Below are 19,840 nucleotides of genomic sequence, written 5' to 3'. Positions count from 1 at the left end.
AGTCGTGGAGGAGAAGTGGTGGTCCCGGGAGCGTGACGCGGCCCGGACTCCTACTGCAGGAAGTAGATCATCGCGAACAGTGCGATCCACACCACGTCGACGAAGTGCCAGTAGTACGACACGACGATCGCCGCGGTGGCCTGGGCGGGGGTGAACCGGCCCATGGTGGTACGGATCAGATAGATGATGAAGGCGATGAGCCCGCCCGTGACGTGCAGGCCGTGGAAGCCGGTCGTCAGGTAGAACATCGAGCCGTAACCGTCACCGTTGATCTTCACGCCCTCGGAGACCAGGGTCACGTACTCGTTGGCCTGGCCGAGCACGAAGATCAGGCCCATCACGAAGGTCAGCGCGAACCACCGGCGCAGGCCGTGCACGTCACCGCGCTCGGCGCGGAACACGCCGATCTGGCAGGTGATGGACGACAGCACCAGGATGGTGGTGAAGGTCAACGCGTACCAGACGTTGAGGACCTCGGTGTGCTCGTGCCACAGCTCAGGAGCCGCCGCACGGATCGAGAAATACATCGCGAACAGCGCCGCGAAGAACATCAACTCGCTGGAGAGCCACACGATCGTCCCGACACTGACCATGTTGGGCCTGGTCAGTGAGTGGATCTGGCTCTTGGCAATCGCTGGGGCCGCAGTCACGCCGTCATTATTGCCCCCCGATCATCAGCGACTTTTCACGGGGTCCACCAGAGAGGGACGATTCGGCCTCCGGCATAGGCTGTGCACGTGTTGCGAGCTGCAGAACCAGGGCCTCCGTCCGTCGCGGGCATCCTCGGCACGGTGCACGTGTCGTGGTTGACGCTGCTGCTGGTCGTCGCCGCCGGGGTGTACCTCGCGGGCGTGCTGAGCCTGCGCCGGCGCGGCGACGCGTGGCCCCTCGCGCGGGTGGTGCTCTTCCTCGGGCCGGGCCTCGGCTCGATCGCGGCGGTCACCATGTCCGGCGTCGAGCGCTACGACACGACGCTGCTCAGCGTCCACATGATCCAGCACATGATGCTGTCGATGATCGCGCCGATCTTCCTCGCCCTCGGCGCGCCCGTCACCCTCGCGCTGCGCACGCTGCCGCCGCGGGGCCGGCGGGTGGTGCTGACCGTGGTGCACTCGCGGGCGGCGCGGATCCTCGCATTCCCCCTGGTGGCGTTCGGCTTCTTCGTCGTGACGCCGTTCGTGCTGTATTTCACCAGCCTGTACGAGCTGACGATGCGCCACGGCTGGGTGCACGAGCTGACCCACGCGCACTTCATCGCCGTGGGCTGCCTGTTCTTCTGGCCGCTGATCGGCCTCGACCCGTTGCCGGGGCGCTGGCCGTACCCGGCGCGGGCGCTGCTGATGTTCCTGTCGACGCCGTTCCACACGGTCCTCGGGCTGACCATCATGCAGAGCAAGGAGCTGCTCGGCGGCGACTGGTATCCGTCGCTGGGCCTGGCCTGGGCCGACCCGGTGCACGACCAGGTCGTCGCCGGCGGGGTCCTGTGGGCGGGCGGGGAGTTCGTCTCCGTGACGATGCTCGCCGTGCTCGTCGTGCAGTGGATGCGCCAGTCGGACCGGGAGGCGAAGCGGATCGACCGGCGCCTCGACCGCGAGGAGCGGCAGCGGGCCGAGGAGCAGGAGTGGTCCGCCCGCACCGGCATCGCCATCACCGATGACGGTACGATCCCCGAGGCACCCGCCACACGAGGAGCAGCGCGCACATGACACAGCACACCGTCCTGCTGTACAGCGACGATCCCGAGGTCCGCGACCGCATGCGGCTCGCCATCGGCAGCCGTCCCGCGGCCGACCTCACGGTGAAGTTCGTCGACGCCTCCACCTACGCGGAGGTCGTCAGGCTCGTCGACGACACCGACGTGGACCTGCTGGTCCTCGACGGCGAGGCGACCCCCGGCGGGGGTCTCGGCATCGCCCGCCAGCTCAAGGACGAGATCACCGACCCGCCGCCGGTCGTCCTGGCGATCGCCCGGGCCGCCGACCGCTGGCTGGCGTCCTACGCGCGGGTCGAGGGCACGATCATGTATCCGCTGGACCCGGTCACCACGGGCAAGACGGTGTCGGACCTCCTGCGCTCTCTCCCCGTCCAGGGCTGAGCATGGGCGAGCGGACCTGGCCCCAGCTGCTCAACGCCCTGCTCCGGGGCGAGGACCTGTCCAACGACGACACCGGCTGGGCGATGGGCGAGATCATGGCCGGCTCGGCCACGCCCAGCCAGATCGCCGCGTTCGTCGTCGCGCTGCGCGCCAAGGGTGAGACGATCACCGAGGTGGCCGGCGTCGCCGAGACGATGCTGTCCATCGCGCCGAAGGTCCCGCTCACCGACGCCCAGCGCGACGCCGCCGTCGACATCGTCGGCACCGGCGGCGACCGCGCCAACACCGTCAACATCTCCACGATGGCCGCGATCGTCACCGCCGCCGCCGGCGTGCCGGTCGTGAAGCACGGCAACCGCGCCGCCTCCTCCTCCACCGGCGCCGCGGACCTCCTCGAGGCGCTCGGGGTCACCATCGACCTCGGCCCCGACGAGGTGGCCCGCTGCGTGCAGGAGGTCGGGATCGGCTTCTGCTTCGCGGCCCGCTTCCACCCCGGCATGCGCCACGCCTCGGCCACCCGCCGCGAGATGGGCGTGCCGACGGTCTTCAACTTCCTCGGCCCGCTCACCAACCCGGCGCAGCCGACCGCGGCGACCGTCGGGTGCTTCGACACGCGCATGGCGTCGGTGATGGCGTCGGTACTGGCGAAGCGCAACTTCTCCGTGCTGCTCGTCCGCGGCGAGGACGGCCTGGACGAGTTCACCACCGGCGCGCCCACCCGCGTGTGGGCGGTCAGCGGCGGCTCGGTCACCGAGACGGTCCTCGACGCGGCCGACCTGGGCCTGCCCCGCTCCGCCCCGGGTGACCTGCGCGGCGGCGACCCGGCCCACAACGTCGCGGTGGCGCACCGCATGTTCGCCGGCGAGACCGGCCCGGTCCGCGACGCGGTCCTGGTCAACGCGGCGGCCGCCATCGCCGCCCGCGACGGCCTCTCCCCCACGGGCCTGCCCGACCAGCTCCGCGCCGGCATCGCCCGCGCCGCGGCCGCCGTCGACTCGGGCGCCGCGACCGCCCTCGTCACCCGCTGGGCCGCGTTCAAACCCTGACCGTCGCGGCGAGCACCCGCCATGCGTGCTGCCTGGTCATCCGGTCACACCGATGACCAGGCACGTCGCGCCCCTCGTCACATAGCGGGTCGCGGCGCTGGACCCGGTCTGGGCGGCACGTCCGCTCATTGACCCCATCCCAAGGGATGCCGCTCCGCGAGAGCCCATCAAATCCAAGGAGCACCCACCGAATGCGGCGCGCACGCGCGGTCCTGCCGCGCGGGAGCGCTGGCAGTGCGCCGCGCAGCGGCGCATTGGGGTGCGGGTGAGAATCCCCGCCGGGACCCGCCGCGCCAGCGGTGGGGCGGCATTGCAGCGTGACCCGGAAGCGGTGCGGGGCGTTGACGAAACGTGGCCAACACTCCCAACTCGCAGAAAAAGGCGCTGGTGTCGGCGGTCCTTGCCGGGGCGTTGACGCTCGGGTTCGCCGGCATGATGGCGAAGTCGTGCGGCGCACCGGTGCAGGAGCAGGCGGAGGCCGCCAACCCCGCCCTCGAGCTGGTCGACAGTCTCGCGTCCAGGCTGGTGCTCGGGCTGCAGACGGACGCGACGATCCAGTACCAGACCGCCGCCGGGGCCGGCGTCGTCGTCTCCCAGTCGATGCCGCGACGGGCCTACCGGGGGTTCGGCGTCACGTACATCGCGACGCCCGACGGCACCTACCTGTGCCGGAACGTGACCCCCTCGCCGTCCCCGAAGGCCAGGAAGAGCCCTCAGCCGGTCCCTCAGTGCGACGAAGGCCCCGGGGCGGACACGATGTCCCCCTCCCAGGCCAAGGACATCAGCGACGCGTTCGGGGGCGAGTTCATGGCCCCTGAGGCGGCGATGGGCAGGCTCGCCACGATCGCCCGGGGTGAGGAGGTGCGGACGGGCACCTCCAAGCGCGGCGACGCCCAGTGCGTGTCGGTGACGGCGCGCGGCATCCGCACCGAGACGGCGTGCGTCAACCCGGCCGGGTTGCTGGCGTACTTCGAGGGCACCACGGACGCCGGGAAGTACACGCAGCTCACCCTGCAGTACACGACCCCCAGCGTCAGCGACGAGGCGTTCCTGCCGCCGACCGCGAAGCCGGCCGCGAAGGCGACGGCCTCGGCCAAGCCCGCCGCGAAGGCGATCCCCAGCCCCACCCGGGCCCCGAGGCCGAGCGCTACCGAAAAGTGATGTGACACGCCGCGGGCCGTCCCTGGCGGGGGCGGCCGGCGGTGGCAGCGTGACCCGCATGGAGCTGCACTGCGACACCTGCGCCCGGCAGCGGATCTTCGAACAGCCGGCGTGCCCCGACCACCCGCGGGCGACCTGCCCCGACCGGGCCTGCACGGCCTGCGGCGCCGCGATCGTGGTGGCGCCGGTCATCCTGCTGATGGACCGCCGCTCGCGGGTGATCCTCCGGCAGCGGCGGAAAGCGGCCTGAACGACCGTTCAGCTCTCCGTGGATACCGTTCGGCGCAAGTTCCCCGCCGGTACACATCGAGGCTGGACAATCTGTCCATGAATCTCCGGCGCGCCGCCGGCCTCGCGCTCGCTTGCGCGGTGGCCGGCATCGTCACCACCGCATCCCCCGCCGCCGCGGCCGGCATCGACGAGAAGCTGGCCGTCATGTCGTCGTGGTCGCAGCCGACCGCCGCAAGCTACAACGCCTGGAACACCGCCCGCCAGCGCCAGTCCGACTGGGCCGCCTACGGCTTCGACTGGTCCACCGACTACTGTTCCAGCAGCCCCGACCAGCCGCTCGGCTTCGACTTCCGGCTGTCGTGCCAGCGGCACGACTTCGGCTACCGCAACTACAAGGCGGTCGGGCAGTTCCCGGCCAACAAGTCCCGCATCGACGACGCGTTCTACCGCGACCTGAAGGCCAAGTGCGCCACGTACAACGCGTTCGTCCGGCCGGCCTGCACCAGCCTCGCGTGGACGTACTACCAGGCCGTTTCCGCGTTCGGGAACCTCGTCGTCAGCGACGGCGACCTGCAGCGCGCCGCGGACCTCAAGGAGCGCGGCGAGCTCGCCGCCGCCAAGTCCAGGGTATGAAGAAGGGGGCCCACCAGGGGCCCCCTTCTCTCGACGAACCTCAGTGCCTCAGTGCTCGGCGCCGCGCCGGCTGCCGGTGTAGTACTCGAACATCAGCCCGCAGGTGGCGACGACGACCGAGACCAGGCCGACCGCGACGAGCCACCACTGGTCGAACGCCAGGCCGATGCTGGCGGTCGCCGCGGCGAGCGCGATGCCGACGGGCCAGTAGCTGCCCGGGCTGAAGAAGCCCAGGTCGCCGGCGCCCTCGTGGATCTCCGCCTCGGGCCGGTCCTCGGGACGCGGCTCGATGCGGCGCGAGATCAGCCACAGCGCGCTGCCGATCATCGTGAGCAGCAGCCCCGACAGGACCAGCGCGACCACGCCGATCCACTCGACACCGCGGTGTCCGGTCTGCTCGTGCGGGGCCACGTTGGTCCACCAGCCGTAGAGCGCGGCCATCGCGAACACGAACAACGCGAGCACGAAGAACAAGCGTCCTTCTGACTTCATCGCCGTGCGCCCTTTCTCAGCTCGAGGACCGCTTGGTGCGGTCGGTGTCGAACGGCTGCGTCTTGGTCGCGTAGCCCTGGTTCGGGAAGCCCATCTGCGCCAGGGCCTCCGGGGTGCTCTTACCGTCGGTCCGCAGGGCCAGGTACTGGGTGTATTGCTCGGCCGACACGACCCGCAGCTCGAAGTTCATCATCGAGTGATACGTGCCGCACAGCTCCGCGCACCGGCCGACGTAGGCGCCGGCGGCGTTGTCCTTCAGCCTGATCTCGAACCTGTTCTCCACGCCGGGGATGACGTCCCGCTTGAACAGGATGTCCGGCACCCAGAACGAGTGGATGACGTCGCGCGAGGTCTCCTTGAACTGCACCGACTTGCCCGCCGGCAGCACCAGCACCGGGATGTAGTCGTCGGCGCCGACCGTCGTGATCGGCTTGCCGTCCGGGCCCTTGGTGTCGCTGTACACGAACTGCCAGTTCCACTTCGAGGCGATGACCTCGATGTTGACGTCCGGGTTCTTCGACAGCCGGTCGACGTCGGTCTGGATGATCGCGGTGTAGAAGAACAACACGGCGATGACCACGAACGGCGCGACCGTGTACAGGATCTCGAACGGCATGTTGTACCGCGTCTGGGGCGGCAGCTCGTCGCCGCGCTTGCGGTACCGCACGACGCACCAGAAGATCAGGCCCCACACGAAGACACCGACCACGAGCGCGGCGACCACGGACCCGATCCACAGGTCGTACATGCGATCGCCCTGCTGGGTGATGCCCTTCGGCCAACCGAACCCGGCAAACGCGTCGTCGACGGAGCACCCGGCGAGCAGGGTCGTCACCGCGACGGCCGAGACGGCGAGCCCGACGGCGCGCGCGGGGCTCAAACCCTTTGAGACCACCTGCTCCTGCCTCCTTAGCAGCGCCGCGCTGCCCGTCTTACGGATGCGTCACGCGGCAAGCCTCACCAACGCTGGCGAGCGTACTCGACCATGAGTGGTCCGCCCGGCTTGGGGTGGCAGTGTCCGGCTCGCGATAGCGTTGCCCAGGTGGGTGTCTACTTCGACGCGGCCACCGCGATGCCGCCGCATCCCGTTGCGCGGCAAGCATTTCTGGCCGCACTGGACGACGGCTGGGCCGACCCCGGCAAGCTCTACACCCCTGCCCGCCGGGCCCGCCGGCTGGTGGACGCGGCCCGGGCGACCGTCGCGGACGTCCTCGGCGTCCGCCCCGACGAGCTGCACTTCACCGCCGGCGGCACCGACGCCGTCCGGCGCGCCGTCAGCGGCGTCAGGAAGGCCCGCGACCTGCGCCGCGTCGTGCACAGCGCCGTCGAGCACTCCGCGGTCATCAAGGCCGCGGGCGCCGACGCCACCGCGGTGCCGGTGTCGCTGACCGGCCGGGTCGACCTGGACGCCCTCCAGAAGGCACTGGATTCGCCGGAAGTGGCCCTGGCCGCGGTCCAGAGCGCGAATCATGAGGTGGGGACGCTGCAACCGGTCGAGGCGGCCGCCTCGCTGTGCGCCGCGGCCGGCGTGCCGCTGCTGGTCGACGCCGCCCAGTCGATCGGTCACGCGCCGCTGCCCACGGGCTGGTCGCTGCTGGCCGGCAGCGCCCGCAAGTGGGGCGGGCCGGCCGGGGTGGGCGTCCTCGCCGTGCGCAAGGGCACCCGCTGGGAGCAGCCGTGGGAGCCGCCCGCGGACGTGCCGGCGGTGGTCGCCGCCGCCGCGTCGTTACGGGCCGTGCACGCCGAGGCGGCGGCCGAGGCCGTCCGGCTGAGCGCCCTCGTCGACGAGATCCGCACCACGGTCGCCGCCACCGTCCCCGACGTGGAGATCGTCGGCGACCCCGTCGAGCGGCTGCCGCACATCGTGACCTTCTCCTGCCTGTACGTCGACGGCGAGGTCCTCCTGCACGCCCTGGACCGGGCCGGGTTCGCGGTGTCGTCGGGCTCCGCCTGCACCGCCGACACCCTCCAGCCGTCGCACGTCCTGGCCGCCATGGGCGTCCTCACCCACGGCAACGTCCGCGTCTCGCTCCACAGCGGAGTCACCGCCGACGACGTCCGCCGCTTCCTGGCGGTGCTGCCCGGCCTGGTCGCCGACGTGCGGGCCGAGGTGGGCATGTGAGCGCGCCGCTGGTGGTCGAGGCCCTCGGCAAGCGCTGCCCGCTGCCGGTCATCATGCTGGCGAAACTCGCCGCGACGCAGCCTCCGGGCACGCGCATCGAGGTCCTGGCCGACGACCCGGCAGCCGCGGTCGACATCCCCGCGTGGTGCCGCCTGCGCGGCCACACCTTCATCTCCACCGACGACACCCGCCACACCGTCGAGCTCCGCTGACCTGACCACGCTCCCGACGACCGGTATGCTACGGACAGTAGCGACGCCGAACATCAACTTGGATGCCTGGGGTACGGTCAAGGAACAGCGGAGGCCCGTCACCGGGTCATCCGAATCGGGTCCGCCGCGCTCGGGCGGGACGCGATCGGTTTCTGCTGCGTTGGACGAAGGGTTACCGAGCTGGGCGTAGGTCGACCGCGCCGAGCGCCTGCGTCGGGTGGCTGAGCGACCACGGTGGGCGGGCTGCGTCGGGCGGCTGGGTTGGCCGACCGCGCCGGGTGGCTGCGTCGGGCGGCTGCGTCGGGCGGCTGCGTCGGGCGACCGCACTGGGCAGCTGCGTTGGGCGAAGGCGCTGGGCGGCTGCCACGGGCGGCTGAGCGACCATGCTGGGCGGACTGCGTCGAGCGACCGCTTGAGGCGACTGCGTCGGGCGGCTGGGTTGACCGACCGCGCCGGGTGGCTGCGCCGGGTAGCTGCGTCGGGCGAAGGCCCTGGGCAGCCGCGTCGGGCGCGCGTTGGGCGAAGGCGCGATCGGGTGACTCGATCGGGTTACTGCGCCGGGCGGAGGCGCTTGATCAGCAGATACGCCTCACAGCCCAGGCAGAGGCCGAACGCGGAGTTCAGGAAGGCCGCCACCAGCGCGAACGATGCACCGACGACGCCGAGCACGGTGACGCCCGACAGGTAGCCGGCGACGGTGACCACGGTGAAGAGCAGGCCGACCGCCTGGGCGAAGCGCACCGGGGCACCGTCCTCCCGCTCGACGGGCGGCGCGAGGCGCGGGGCGACCAGGTAGCGGTAGAGCAGCCCGTACGGCGTGAGGCGGGGGTCGTACGCGCCGACGGCGAAGATCGCCGCCTGGGCGAGGGCGAGCCAGCCGCTGCCGGTGAGCAGGACGATCACGAAGACAACCGTGGTGAGGGCGGCGGAGAAGCGCGGGCCGCGCGGGTCGAGGGTCATGTGGCCAGAACCTCCGGGAAGGTGGCGCGCAGGAGCGCGCGGTCGGGCAGGCCGACACCGATGGCGCGGTGGGCGATGACGCGGCGGGGAATCGCGCTGCAGGAGAGGGCGCTGCGCGGGCCGCGGGAGGCACCCAGCGGGGGCCATACGGCTAGAATCTCGGTGGCGGCGGCCCGTCGGGAAGCCCAGCTGGCGGTGGCACGGCGGGTGGTGGCACCGCAGAGGTCGGGGGTCATGCGACCACGATCTCCGTGGGTGGCGCGCAGGACGGCGCGGTCGGGGACGCGGGCGCCGGGGGCGTGACGAGCAACGGCACCGTGCGGGCTGCGAGGGTCCCGCGTCAAGGGCCATACGGCCAGGACCGGCGTGGCGATGGCGCGCAAGGAGGCCCAGTCAGCGACGGTGTGGCGGGCGCGGGTGCCCCGGACGACGGGAATCATGCGGGCAGGACCCTCGTGACCGTGGCGCGGAGAGCTGCGCAGTCGGGTGCGGTGATGGCGACGGCGCGGCCGGCGGCGGTGCCAGGCGGGGCGGAGGTCATGCGGCCAGGACCTCCGTGACGGTGGCATGGAGGGTGGCGCGGTCGGGGACGCCGACGGTGCGGCGGGCGATGGTGCCGTGCGGGTCCACGACGAGCAGCGTCGGCAGGCGCCAGATGCCCAGCTCACGGACGGCGTCGAGGTGTTCCTCGGCGTCCAGTTCGACGTGGCGGACGCCGGAGACGCTGGTGGCGAGGTCGGTGCAGACGGCGCGGACCTGGCGGCAGGGGGCGCACGTCGCGGAGGAGAACTGCAGCAGGGTGACGGTGTCGCGGGCCGGGGAGAGCAGGCCCGCGGGCAGGTCGCCCCCGGCCGCGCGGAGGCGGCCGTAGCGGGCCCGGTAAACGAGGCCCGCCACGGTCGCGAGGGCGAGCAGCGCCACGACCACGATCGTCACAGCGGCAACTGTACGCCCGTACCTACTACACCGATAGGGATGGTTCGGCGCCGGGAAGCCCCAACGGGGAGCCCGGGAAGGGAGAGTCAGGCGGGGAGGTACGCGCGGATCTCGTCCGCGGCGGCGTCGCCGTACGACTCGGCGATGCGCTTGGTGAACTCGGCGGGCAGGATCTCGTACTCCTGCGGGCCGACGGTCTCGAGGACCAGGGCGGCGACCATCGAGCCGACCTGCGCGGCGCGCTCCAGGCCCAGGCCCCACGACAGGGCGGAGAAGAATCCGGCCCGGAAGCCGTCGCCGACGCCGGTCGGGTCGTTGGCGACGACGCCCTTGGCGACCGGCACGTGGATCTCAGCGGGCAGGTCGCGGCCGCGGATGAGGGCGCCGTCCTTGCCGAGGGTGGTGACGAGGACGCCGACCTTGTCCAGCAGCGACTCGGTCGTGAGCCCGGTCTTCGACTCGAGGAGCTCCTTCTCGTAGTCGTTGGTCAGCAGGTACGCGGCGCCGTCGATCAGCTTGCGGATCTCGTCGGCGGACATGCGGGCGAGCTGCTGCGAGCAGTCGGCGGCGAAGGGCACGCCGAGCGCGCGGGCCTCCTCCGTGTGCCGGACCATCGCGACCGGGTCGTTGGCGCTGATGAGGACGAGGTCGATGCCGCCGACCCGGTCGTTGACCGGGGACAGCTCGATGTTGCGGGCCTCGGACATGGCGCCGGCGTAGAACGAGGCGATCTGGCACATGTCGTCGTCGGTGGTGCAGACGAACCGGGCGGTGTGCGCGATCTCGCTCACGTAGACGGAGTCGCAGTCGACGCCGTGGCGGGTGAGCCAGCTGCGGTAGTCGCCGAAGTCGGCGCCGACGGCACCGACGAGGATCGGCTCGAGGCCGAGCAGGGCCATGCCGTACGCGATGTTGGGCGCGATGCCGCCGCGGCGGACCGTCAGGTCGTCGACGAGGAACGACAGCGAGACCTTGTGCAGCTGGTCGGGCAGGAGCTGCTCGGCGAAGCGGCCCGGGAAGTGCATCAGGTGGTCGGTCGCGATCGAGCCGGTGACGACGATCTTCATGGAAACCTCGGTCTCAAGACGGCAGGGCCTGAACAGACTACTGTCCCGGTCCAGCCAGCGCGGACACCCCACAGAAAGCTCAGGAAGAGCACCAAAAGGCCGCCCTGCAGGAGCAGGAAGAGAGCAGGAAGCGAGCGGAAAAGCACCAAAGGCCGCCCTCCAGGGGTCGGAGAGCGGCCTTGGGATGAGCCGGGAACTAGTGGAAGGAGTCGCCGCAGGCGCAGGAGCCCTGGGCGTTGGGGTTGTCGATGGTGAAGCCCTGCGCGTCGATCCGGTCGGCGAAGTCGATCGTCGCGCCGGTGAGGTAGGGCACACTCATGCGGTCGACGACGACCTCGAAGCCGTCGTAGGTGCTGACCTTGTCCCCGTCGAGCGAACGCTCGTCGAAGAACAGCTGGTAGCGCAGGCCGGAGCAGCCGCCGGGCTGGACGGCGACGCGGAGTCGCAGGTCGTCCCGCCCTTCCTGCTCGAGCAGGCCCTTCACCTTGACAGCGGCATCCGCGGTGAGGCCGATGCCGGCCGGGTTGTCCGTCTGAACAGGCTCGGCAAACTTCGGAGAAGCGGTCACGATCAAGGCTCCCTGCGGTGATGTCTACGGTTCCACCGGTTGCCAACGCGGAGGCGACCGACGGCATTCCCTCTCATAGTGACACGGTTTCGTGCTAGCGGCTCCACTGCGGAGCCAGCCGTTCGCCCAGTTCCCGCAGGCCGTCGGCCGGTCGGGCGAGCGCCTCGGCGGCGCTGCCGAAGTGCTGGACCAGGGAATGCGTCTCCGTGACGCCGATGCTGGCGGCCTCCCGGCGGCCCGCGTCGACGCGCCCGGCGACCACGACGCAGGGCACGCCGAGGTCGCGTGCGGCGTTCGCCACACCGGCCACGACCTTCCCGCGCAGCGACTGCTCGTCGAAGGCGCCCTCACCGGTCACGACCAGGGAGACCTCCTCCAGTTCGGCGTCGAGGCGGGTCAGCTCCCGGACCAGGCCGATGCCGGAGGTGACACGGCCGCCGAGGGCGAGCAGGGCGGCGCCGAGCCCGCCGGCGGCGCCCGCGCCGGGCTGGTCGGCGAGGCCGGCGGGGGCGGTCGGCAGGGCCTGCAGGACGCCGGCCCAGCGGGTCAGCGCGGCGTCGAGCAGGAAGACGTCCTCCCTGGTCGCGCCCTTCTGCGGGCCGTAGACGGCGCTCGCGCCGTGCAGCCCGAGCAGAGGGCTGTCCACGTCCGTGGCGGCGACGATCCTGGCGTCGCGCAGCCGAGGTGTACCGCCGAGCGAGGCGCACTCCGTCAGCGCGGCGCCCCCGAACGGCAGCGCGTAGCCGGACGGGGACAGCGGCGCGGCGCCCAGGGCGGCGAGCAGCCCGGCGCCGCCGTCGTTGGTGCCGCTGCCGCCGAGCCCGACGACGAGCGTGGTGGCGCCGGCCTCGACCGCGGCGAGCAGCAGCGTGCCGAGCCCGAAGGTGGTGGTGTGCTTCGGATCACGTTCGGCGTCGGCGAGCAGGTGCAGGCCGCAGACCTCGGCGCTCTCGATGTAGGCGGTCGTCCCGTCGAGCACGACGTGCCCTTCGGCCGGGCGGCCGAGGGGGCCGGTGGCCGGCACGGTCAGGACGCGCGCGTGCGGCAGCGCCGCCGCCAGTACACCCGCGAAACCCGGACCTCCGTCCGACAGCGGCCGCAGGACGAGCTCGTCGCCGGGCCTGGCCGCGAGCCAGCCGGCGCTGAAGGCCTCGGCGGCGTCGACGGCCGTGATCGTGCCGGCGAACTTGTCGGGGCACACCAGGACACGCATCCGGACATTGTGCACGTCTGCTAGGTCACAGTTCCGCGGTACCGCACGCGTGGGACGATCGAAGGGTGACCTGGGCTGAACCGTCGTCAACCGCCACCGCGCTCCTGCTGCTGGGCCGCGGCACCGACCCTGACACCGAGAAGGGTGTCGAGTGCCCCGGCGACCTGCCCGCACCGAGCGACCCCGACCTCGTCGAGCGCGCCCGGCGCGCCAAGGCCGCCCTCGGCGACCGCGTCTTCGTGCTGGGCCATCACTACCAGCGCGACGAGGTCATCCAGTTCGCCGACGTGACCGGCGACTCGTTCAAGCTGGCGCGGGAGGCCGCCGCCCGGCCCGACGCGGAATACATCGTGTTCTGCGGCGTGCACTTCATGGCCGAGAGCGCCGACATCCTGACCTCCGACCGGCAGCAGGTCGTGCTGCCGGACCTGGCCGCCGGCTGCTCGATGGCCGACATGGCCGCGCTCGTGCAGGTGGAGAAGGCCTGGGACCACTTCACCGAGCTGGGCATCGCCGGTGACGTGGTGCCGGTGACCTACATGAACTCGACCGCCGACATCAAGGGGTTCGTCGGCCGCCGCGACGGCGTCGTGTGCACGTCGTCCAACGCGGAGACGGCCCTGAAGTGGTCGTTCGAGCAGGGTTCGAAGGTGTTCTTCCTGCCTGACCAGCACCTGGGCCGCAACACCGCCGTGCTGAAGCTGGGCATGAGCCTCGACGACTGTGTGCTGTACGACCCCCACAAGCCCGCCGGTGGGCTGACCGACCAGCAGCTGCGCGACGCGAAGATGATCCTGTGGCGCGGCCACTGCTCGGTGCACGGCCGGTTCACCCTCGACAGCGTGCGCGACGTGCGGGAGCGGGTGCCGGGCGTCAACGTGCTGGTCCACCCCGAGTGCAAGCACGAGGTCGTCACGGCCGCCGACCACGTCGGCTCGACCGAGTACATCATCCGGATGATCGAGGCGGCGCCGGCCGGCTCGGCGTGGGCGGTCGGCACTGAGCTCAACCTGGTCCGCCGGCTGGCGCTGGCGCACCCGGACAAGCAGATCATGTTCCTGGACCGCAACGTCTGCTACTGCTCGACGATGAACCGGATCGATCTGCCGCACCTCGTGTGGGCGCTGGAGGAGCTCGTCGCCGGTCGCGTGCCGAACGTGATCACCGTCGACGCGGACACGGCGCACCACGCCCGGGTGGCACTCGACCGGATGCTCGCCCTGCCGTAACGCCGACCACCCCGTCACCCTCTGTGGTGGTTGAAGGTTGATCGCTGTCGGAGTCACGTCTTCGTGCCATGACGGACGTGCGGTCGGCGCTCGCATGCCGTAGATGTGGTTATGCTGCTGCGCGGGTTCACGCTCCGTCAGCACATCAGCCGTCAATCCCTGCCTGCAGGAGGGTCTTTCCGTGACCAACTACGACGCCGGTGACGTCCTCACCGTGCACGGTGGCGCGCCGCTCAATGGCGAGCTGCGGGTGCGCGGCGCCAAGAACCTCGTGTCCAAGGCGATGGTCGCGGCGGTGCTGGGCGAGACTCCGAGCACGCTGTTCGACGTGCCGGCGATCCGCGACGTCGAGGTGGTCACCGGCCTGCTGGAGCTGCACGGGGTGACGGTGACCCGCGGCCCGCTCGACGGCGAGCTGCACTTCGACACCTCCGACGTCGAGTCGGCCAACGTCGACGAGATCAACGTGCACGCCGGCTCGAGCCGCATCCCGATCCTGTTCTGCGGGCCGCTGCTGCACCGCCTCGGCCACGCGTTCATCCCCGACCTCGGCGGCTGCAACATCGGCGGGCGCCCGATCGACTTCCACATCCAGGCGCTGCGCGAGTTCGGCGCGGTCGTGGAGAAGTCCGAGAAGGGCATGGACATCACCGCGCCCAACGGGCTGCACGGGGCGAAGCTGCAGCTGCCGTACCCGAGCGTCGGCGCGACCGAGCAGATCCTGCTCACGGCCGTGCGCGCCGAGGGCGTCACCGAGCTGCGCAACGCCGCGGTCGAGCCGGAGATCATCGACCTCATCTGCGTGCTGCAGAAGATGGGCGCGATCATCAAGGTGCACACCGACCGGGTGATCGAGATCCAGGGTGTACCGCGGCTCACCGGCTACACGCACCGCCCGATCCCCGATCGCATCGAGGCGGCCAGCTGGGGCGCGGCGGCCCTCGCCACCCGCGGCGACGTGTTCGTCCGCGGCGCCCGGCAGGCCGACATGATGACGTTCCTCAACCTGTTCACGTCCGTCGGCGGCGCGTTCGAGATCGACGACACCCCGGGCGTGGGCGGCATCCGCTTCTGGCACCCGGGCGGCGAGCTCAACGCCGTGGCGATGGAGACCGACGTCCACCCGGGCTTCATGACCGACTGGCAGCAGCCGATGGTCGTGGCGCTCACGCAGGCCCGCGGGCTGTCGATCGTGCACGAGACGGTGTACGAGCGGCGCCTCGGCTACACGGCGGCGCTCAACCAGATGGGCGCCACGATCCAGACGTACCGGGAGTGCCTCGGCGGCACGCCGTGCCGCTTCGGCCGACGCAACTTCATGCACTCCGCCGTCATCGCCGGCCCGTCCAAGCTGCACGCCGCCGACCTGGTGATCCCCGACCTGCGGGCCGGGTTCAGCCACCTGATCGCAGCCCTGGCCGCCGAGGGCACGTCCCGCGTGTACGGCGTGAAGCTCATCCAGCGCGGCTACGAGGACTTCGAGGGCAAGCTCAACGGCCTGGGCGCCCACGTCGAGCTGGGCTGACGTTCTTCTCGCGGACAGTGTGCGACCGGCCCGTGGCGTTGGGCCGCTCGCACACTGTCCGCTACCCTTCACGGCGTGCCGTCGTTGTTTTCCCGTAAGTCAGCAGAGCCCGCCGCAGCACCCACCCCTGAGCCCGACGAGCCCGAGGTCACGGCCGGTCGGCGCCAGACGCTGAGCAAGCGCGAGCAGGGCAAGACCACGCCGAAGCGGGTCGTGGCCGGCCGGCGTGTCGCCGAGCCGCCCGCGGCGAACCGGCGCGAGGCCGCGAAGAAGATGCGGGAGCGGCAGCGGGCGGAGCGCCTCGAGGCCCGCGAGGGCATGGCCAACGGCGACGAGCGCTTCCTGCTCGCCCGTGACAAGGGCCCCGAGCGGCGGCTCGTGCGCGACATCGTCGACTCGCGCCGGACCATCGGCACGTTCTTCTTCGGCACCACGTTCCTGGTGATGCTGGTGGGGTTCAACAAGAACCTCAACCCGAGCATCTACTTCGCGGCGAACGCCCTCTTCGGCGTCATGGCCGTCGCGACCGCGATCGACAGCTTCCTGATCTCGCGGACCGTGAAGCGCCTCGTCAAGCAGCGCTTTCCCAACAGCACCGAGAAGCTCGGCCGGCTGTACTTCTACGCGATCATGCGGGCCATCTCGTTCCGTTTCATCCGCAACCCGAAACCGCAGGTGAAGATCGGCGCCACCGTCTAGCGGCCGCCTGGCCGACGGTTCCGGCTCTCCGGGCGACAACGATTCGGCGGCGGCGCTCCGTCCGACGGTGGCGGTGGGAGGCTCCCAAGCCGTACCCTCCCTTCGCGACCGGACCACGATTTTCACCGGGTAGGCGCGTGGCGGGCGCCGGTGCATGATCGGCGCCGGTGTGGGGCGAGGAGAGCGAAGCTGTGAGCGACGAGTACCCGGGGGAAGAGCCGGGAACCGCCGCGCCCACCTGGGCCGCAGCGCAGACGATGCCGTGGACCAGGGTGCCGGAGCAGCGACGTGACGAGCAGGCACCGCCGGGTCGCGGCGGTCCGGAGCACGGTCCCGGCCAGCAGGGCGGCGAGCAGTGGGGCGACGACCCGTCCGGCCGCCGCCAGCAGGGCCGGCCGTACGGCGACCCGCGCCACCCCGGCGACCCGCGCCTGACCGATCCGCGTGCCGGTGACCCCCGCGGGCCCGTCGACGAGCACGGCCGCCCGCAGCCACGCTGGGCGCAGGGCGGGCCGCCGCCGCAGGGATACCAGCCGCCGCCGCAGGTGCCGCCGCAGGGCCGCCACCCGCAGCAGGGACGGCCGCAGCAGGGCGGCTACCAGGGGCAGCAGGGCTATCCGCAGGTGCCGCAGCAGGGCCGCCACCCGCAGCAGGGACGTCCGCCGCAGGGCCGCGACGACCGGCGCGGGTATGAGCGCGGCCACGACGGCCCGTACGACGGCCAGTACGACGACCGCCGCGGATACGACGCGCCCTTCGACGACCGCCGCGGGCACGACGCCGGGTATGACGACCGGCGCGGCTACCCCGGTCACGACGACCGCCGCGGCGATCCCCGGCGCGGCGACCCCCGCCGGGACGACCGCCGGGACGACCGCCGGGGCTACGACGACGACCGCCGCGGCGACTTCCGGCGCGACGACCGCCGCGGGCGCGAGCCCGGCTACGACGGCCGCAGCCACGAACCCGGCTTTGACGACCGGCGCGGGCACGAGCCCGGCTACGACGACCGCCGTGACGACTTCCGGCGCGACGACCGCCGTGACGACCGGCGCGGGTACGGCGCCGGCTACGACGACGACCGCCGCGGGTACGACGACCGGCGGGGCTACGACGGGCCGCCGCCCGGGTACGGGCGCCCGCAGCAGGGGCACGGCCGGCCGCGCAACCCCGCCCTGGACGAGCCGACCGACGAGGTCCCCCGGGTGCGCCGCGGCGCCGCCCCACCGGCCGCACCGCAGTCGGCCCCGCCCGGCGCGGGCCGGGCCACGGTCTACGGCGCTCCCCCGCCGGTGGACGCGCCGATGAGCGCGCCGCCGGCCGGGACGACGTACGGCGGTCAGGGCCGCTCCACCGTCTACGGCGCCCCCGCCCAGCCGGGCGGCGGACCGGGCCAGCAGGGTGCCCCGCAGCAGGGACGCACCTACGGCGCCCCGATCCAGGGCCCGCCGGCGCACGGCGACCACGGCATGCCCGACGCGCCCGTGTCGGCCGCACCGGTCTCGGCCGCGCCCGTGTCGGCGGCGCCGGTCTCGTCGGCACCGGTGTCGGCCGTGCCGCACCACCACGCGCCGGGTCACGCCCGGCCCGAGGACCTCGCCGACCGGCCCGTGTCGTCCGCGCCCTCCCGGCACGCCGGGCACGCCGGGCACGGCCGGCACGAGGACCCGGGCAACCGGCCGGTGTCCGCGGCGCCCGTCTCCGCGGCCCCGGTCTCCGCGGCGCCCGTCTCGTCTGCGCCCGTCTCGTCGGTCCCGGTCTCGTCCGTGCCCGTCTCCGCCGCCCCGGCGCAGGCTGTCCCGGCGCAGGCCGCACCCATGCCGCCCATGCCGCCCGTACCCGTCCAGCCCGCTCCCGTGCCGCCCGCTCCTGTCCCAACCTCGCCCATCCAGCCCGCACCCGGGTCCGCGGCGGACGCGGACACGGCGAACGCGTCCGGCGGGGCCGGCCCGGTGGGCGGGGGTGCGGAGCCGCCGGCCGGCGACGACGTGGTCGTGACGGTGGCGCCGCTGAGCGCGCCGCCGGTCGACGCACCGGAGGCGCCGTTCAACGCGTTCGGGCCCGCCGGAGGCGGCGACGCGGAAGGGCCGGCGCAGGCAGTACCGACGCCGCAAACGGAACATGAGGGGTCAGGCACGGTGCAGCAGACCGCGATGGACGCCTATCGCTCCGCGCCGCTGACCGGTGCGGGCGTCGACGGGTTGCAGGCGACGGGCTACCTGCCGATCGTGCGGCCCGGGGCGGAAGGGTTCCCGGCCGAGCTGGCGGCGCTGCTGCCGACGTCGCCGGCGGCACCTGGACGCAGCGAGCCGAAGCCCGAGGAGGCCGCGGGCCCCGACCCGGAGCAGGTCCTCGCCGGGTACGTGTGGCGCTTCGACCCCGACACGCTGCGTGAGCAGATCGAGGGCGACGAGGTGCAGGAGCTCACCGACATCCGCGACTCGCTGACCGCGAAGCTGAACCGTGTCGAGGACAACCCGACGCGGGCGCGGCTGCTGAGCCTGCGCGCCGTGGTGTCCCGGATCCTGAACGACCTGCCGAAGGCGTTCGCGGACGGCAAGCTCGCCCTCGCGCACGCCGAGGCGACCGGTGAGCTGCGCCGGATCGCGATCGCGCAGGCGCGGCTGGCGCACGTGCTGCAGTGGCGGGAGGAGTTCGAGGAGGCCGACCGGCTCTTCACGCTCGCCAACTCCAGCGAGCTGCCGGACCGGCTGCGCGCCACCATGCACCAGCACGCCGGCAAGTGCGCCTACGACCAGGGCCGCTACATGGAGGCCTGCAACCACTTCGAACGGGCCCTCGACCTGCGCAAGGAGGAGGACCCGGAGCTCATCGCGCAGACCGAGCTGGCGCTCGACGCGGTGTTCCGGCGGGTCGCCGAGAAGGGGTGGGGCCCGTACCCGCGCAGCCGCGACGACATCCTGCAGATCCGCAAGGCGCCGGCGCCCGCGTTCGACGAGCAGACCCAACGGTGGGGGTACGTCGAACCCGACGGCAACTTCTGCATCGGCCCCGGCTACCTGGACGTGCAGCCGTTCCGCGACGGTGTGGCGTGGGTGCAGCGGCAGGGGTCGGAGACGTGGGAGCTGATCGACGACGCCGGCAAGCTGCTCATCGAGCCCGCCGCCGGGTACCTGGGCGTCGGCAGCTTCTCCGACGGGGTCGCCTGGGTGTCCCGCGACGGCACGAACCGCTGGATCGCGATCGACAAGACCAACGCGGTGCTCATCTCGACCGGGTACGACGACGTGCGGCCGTTCCGGCGCGGGGTCGCGGCGGTCCGGCGCGGCGAGCACTGGGGCGCCGTCGACAGCGTCGGCCGGGTCGTGGTGTCGTTCCAGTACGACGGGTTCGCCACCGCGCTGCTCGACGGCCGGTACATCGACGGCTTCAGTGACGAAGGTCTCGCCGTCGTGTCCCTGGACGGGCGCAAGGGTGTCGTGGACCGGTCGGGCCGGGTCCTGGTGCCGCCGATCCACCACACGCTGATGATCCACCCGGTCGCGTTCCTGTTCGCGGACGACTCGCAGCGGTGGGGCGCCCTCGACCGGCGCGGCCGGACGGTGATCGAGGCCACGTTCCCGAGCCGGACCGGGGTGACGGACGAGATCGACCGTCTGCTCGCCGACACGCGCCCCGTCATGTAAGCAG

21 protein-coding genes are annotated in these 19,840 nt (G+C 72.2%); 12 read left to right on the top strand and 9 right to left on the bottom strand.

From position 1 onward, the window contains the following. Positions 1-50: 50 nt before the first annotated feature. Positions 51-650 (bottom strand): heme-copper oxidase subunit III, encoded by a 600-nt coding sequence (locus AB0I21_RS40965; protein ID WP_360569064.1) that lies wholly within the window; start codon positions 648-650, stop codon positions 51-53. A gap of 87 nt (positions 651-737) precedes the next feature. On the opposite strand from AB0I21_RS40965, the gene AB0I21_RS40960 reads away from it, so the two are divergent. From AB0I21_RS40960 to AB0I21_RS40935, 6 genes are all read left to right on the top strand, one after another. After that, the gene (locus AB0I21_RS40960; protein ID WP_360569063.1) at positions 738-1,706 is read left to right on the top strand and encodes a cytochrome c oxidase assembly protein; all 969 of its coding nucleotides are present in this window, start codon (positions 738-740) and stop codon (positions 1,704-1,706) included. After that, entirely contained in the window at positions 1,703-2,095 is a 393-nt protein-coding gene (locus AB0I21_RS40955) for a hypothetical protein (protein ID WP_344506258.1), read from the top strand. Before AB0I21_RS40960 ends, AB0I21_RS40955 begins: the two co-directional genes overlap by 4 nt. A 2-nt stretch (positions 2,096-2,097) precedes the next feature. After that, on the top strand, positions 2,098-3,141 hold the full coding sequence (gene trpD, locus AB0I21_RS40950) for an anthranilate phosphoribosyltransferase (RefSeq protein WP_344506257.1): 1,044 nt from the start codon (positions 2,098-2,100) through the stop codon (positions 3,139-3,141). A 387-nt stretch (positions 3,142-3,528) separates the two neighbouring features. Continuing rightward, complete coding sequence (locus AB0I21_RS40945) at positions 3,529-4,302, top strand: hypothetical protein (protein WP_360569062.1); 774 nt, start codon at positions 3,529-3,531, stop codon at positions 4,300-4,302. Positions 4,303-4,351: 49 nt separating this feature from the next. Then, a complete protein-coding gene (locus AB0I21_RS40940) occupies positions 4,352-4,552 on the top strand; it encodes a hypothetical protein (RefSeq protein WP_344506255.1) in 201 nt (66 codons plus the stop codon). 77 nt (positions 4,553-4,629) lie between these two features. Then, positions 4,630-5,166: a phospholipase gene (locus tag AB0I21_RS40935; RefSeq protein WP_360569061.1), complete on the top strand. Its 537-nt coding sequence runs from the start codon at positions 4,630-4,632 to the stop codon at positions 5,164-5,166. Between the two features lie 48 nt (positions 5,167-5,214). Here AB0I21_RS40935 and AB0I21_RS40930 read toward each other — a convergent pair whose 3' ends face one another. Continuing rightward, positions 5,215-5,658 (bottom strand): cytochrome c oxidase subunit 4, encoded by a 444-nt coding sequence (locus AB0I21_RS40930; RefSeq protein ID WP_360569060.1) that lies wholly within the window; start codon positions 5,656-5,658, stop codon positions 5,215-5,217. A 16-nt stretch (positions 5,659-5,674) separates the two neighbouring features. Then, on the bottom strand, positions 5,675-6,493 hold the full coding sequence (gene coxB, locus AB0I21_RS40925; RefSeq protein WP_360569073.1) for a cytochrome c oxidase subunit II: 819 nt from the start codon (positions 6,491-6,493) through the stop codon (positions 5,675-5,677). 150 nt (positions 6,494-6,643) lie between these two features. On the opposite strand from coxB, the gene AB0I21_RS40920 reads away from it, so the two are divergent. After that, positions 6,644-7,780 carry an aminotransferase class V-fold PLP-dependent enzyme gene (locus AB0I21_RS40920; RefSeq protein ID WP_360569059.1) on the top strand — a complete coding sequence of 379 codons (1,137 nt, stop codon included), beginning with the start codon at positions 6,644-6,646 and terminating at the stop codon, positions 7,778-7,780. Beyond that, positions 7,777-7,992 carry a sulfurtransferase TusA family protein gene (locus AB0I21_RS40915; protein ID WP_344506251.1) on the top strand — a complete coding sequence of 72 codons (216 nt, stop codon included), beginning with the start codon at positions 7,777-7,779 and terminating at the stop codon, positions 7,990-7,992. The genes AB0I21_RS40920 and AB0I21_RS40915 overlap by 4 nt, the downstream gene beginning before the upstream one ends. A 549-nt stretch (positions 7,993-8,541) precedes the next feature. Here AB0I21_RS40915 and AB0I21_RS40910 read toward each other — a convergent pair. From AB0I21_RS40910 to AB0I21_RS40885, 6 genes are all read right to left on the bottom strand, one after another. Next, the gene (locus AB0I21_RS40910) at positions 8,542-8,952 is read right to left on the bottom strand and encodes a DUF4395 domain-containing protein (RefSeq protein WP_360569058.1); all 411 of its coding nucleotides are present in this window, start codon (positions 8,950-8,952) and stop codon (positions 8,542-8,544) included. Next, a complete protein-coding gene (locus AB0I21_RS40905; RefSeq protein WP_360569057.1) occupies positions 8,949-9,188 on the bottom strand; it encodes a hypothetical protein in 240 nt (79 codons plus the stop codon). The genes AB0I21_RS40910 and AB0I21_RS40905 overlap by 4 nt, the downstream gene beginning before the upstream one ends. A gap of 301 nt (positions 9,189-9,489) precedes the next feature. Next, positions 9,490-9,888: a thioredoxin family protein gene (locus tag AB0I21_RS40900; protein ID WP_360569056.1), complete on the bottom strand. Its 399-nt coding sequence runs from the start codon at positions 9,886-9,888 to the stop codon at positions 9,490-9,492. Between the two features lie 86 nt (positions 9,889-9,974). Then, a complete protein-coding gene (locus tag AB0I21_RS40895) occupies positions 9,975-10,955 on the bottom strand; it encodes a carbohydrate kinase family protein (protein WP_360569055.1) in 981 nt (326 codons plus the stop codon). A gap of 196 nt (positions 10,956-11,151) precedes the next feature. Then, a complete protein-coding gene (locus AB0I21_RS40890; protein WP_239136685.1) occupies positions 11,152-11,469 on the bottom strand; it encodes an iron-sulfur cluster assembly accessory protein in 318 nt (105 codons plus the stop codon). Between the two features lie 148 nt (positions 11,470-11,617). After that, positions 11,618-12,736 (bottom strand): glycerate kinase, encoded by a 1,119-nt coding sequence (locus AB0I21_RS40885; protein ID WP_360569054.1) that lies wholly within the window; start codon positions 12,734-12,736, stop codon positions 11,618-11,620. 65 nt (positions 12,737-12,801) lie between these two features. Between AB0I21_RS40885 and nadA the strand changes: the two genes are divergently transcribed. From nadA to AB0I21_RS40865, 4 genes are all read left to right on the top strand, one after another. Further along, complete coding sequence (nadA, locus tag AB0I21_RS40880; RefSeq protein ID WP_344506246.1) at positions 12,802-13,965, top strand: quinolinate synthase NadA; 1,164 nt, start codon at positions 12,802-12,804, stop codon at positions 13,963-13,965. Positions 13,966-14,146: 181 nt separating this feature from the next. Continuing rightward, complete coding sequence (gene murA, locus AB0I21_RS40875) at positions 14,147-15,490, top strand: UDP-N-acetylglucosamine 1-carboxyvinyltransferase (protein WP_344506245.1); 1,344 nt, start codon at positions 14,147-14,149, stop codon at positions 15,488-15,490. 75 nt (positions 15,491-15,565) lie between these two features. After that, positions 15,566-16,189 (top strand): DUF3043 domain-containing protein, encoded by a 624-nt coding sequence (locus AB0I21_RS40870; protein WP_360569053.1) that lies wholly within the window; start codon positions 15,566-15,568, stop codon positions 16,187-16,189. Positions 16,190-16,380: 191 nt separating this feature from the next. Then, a complete protein-coding gene (locus AB0I21_RS40865) occupies positions 16,381-19,836 on the top strand; it encodes a WG repeat-containing protein (protein WP_360569052.1) in 3,456 nt (1,151 codons plus the stop codon). Positions 19,837-19,840: the final 4 nt, after the last annotated feature.

Origin of the sequence: Dactylosporangium sp. NPDC050588, assembly GCF_040654975.1 — a bacterium.
GTDB lineage: Bacteria > Actinomycetota > Actinomycetes > Mycobacteriales > Micromonosporaceae > Dactylosporangium > Dactylosporangium maewongense.
The sequence above is the reverse complement of the archived record's forward strand: the minus strand, read 5'-3'. Positions and strand labels throughout refer to the sequence as shown.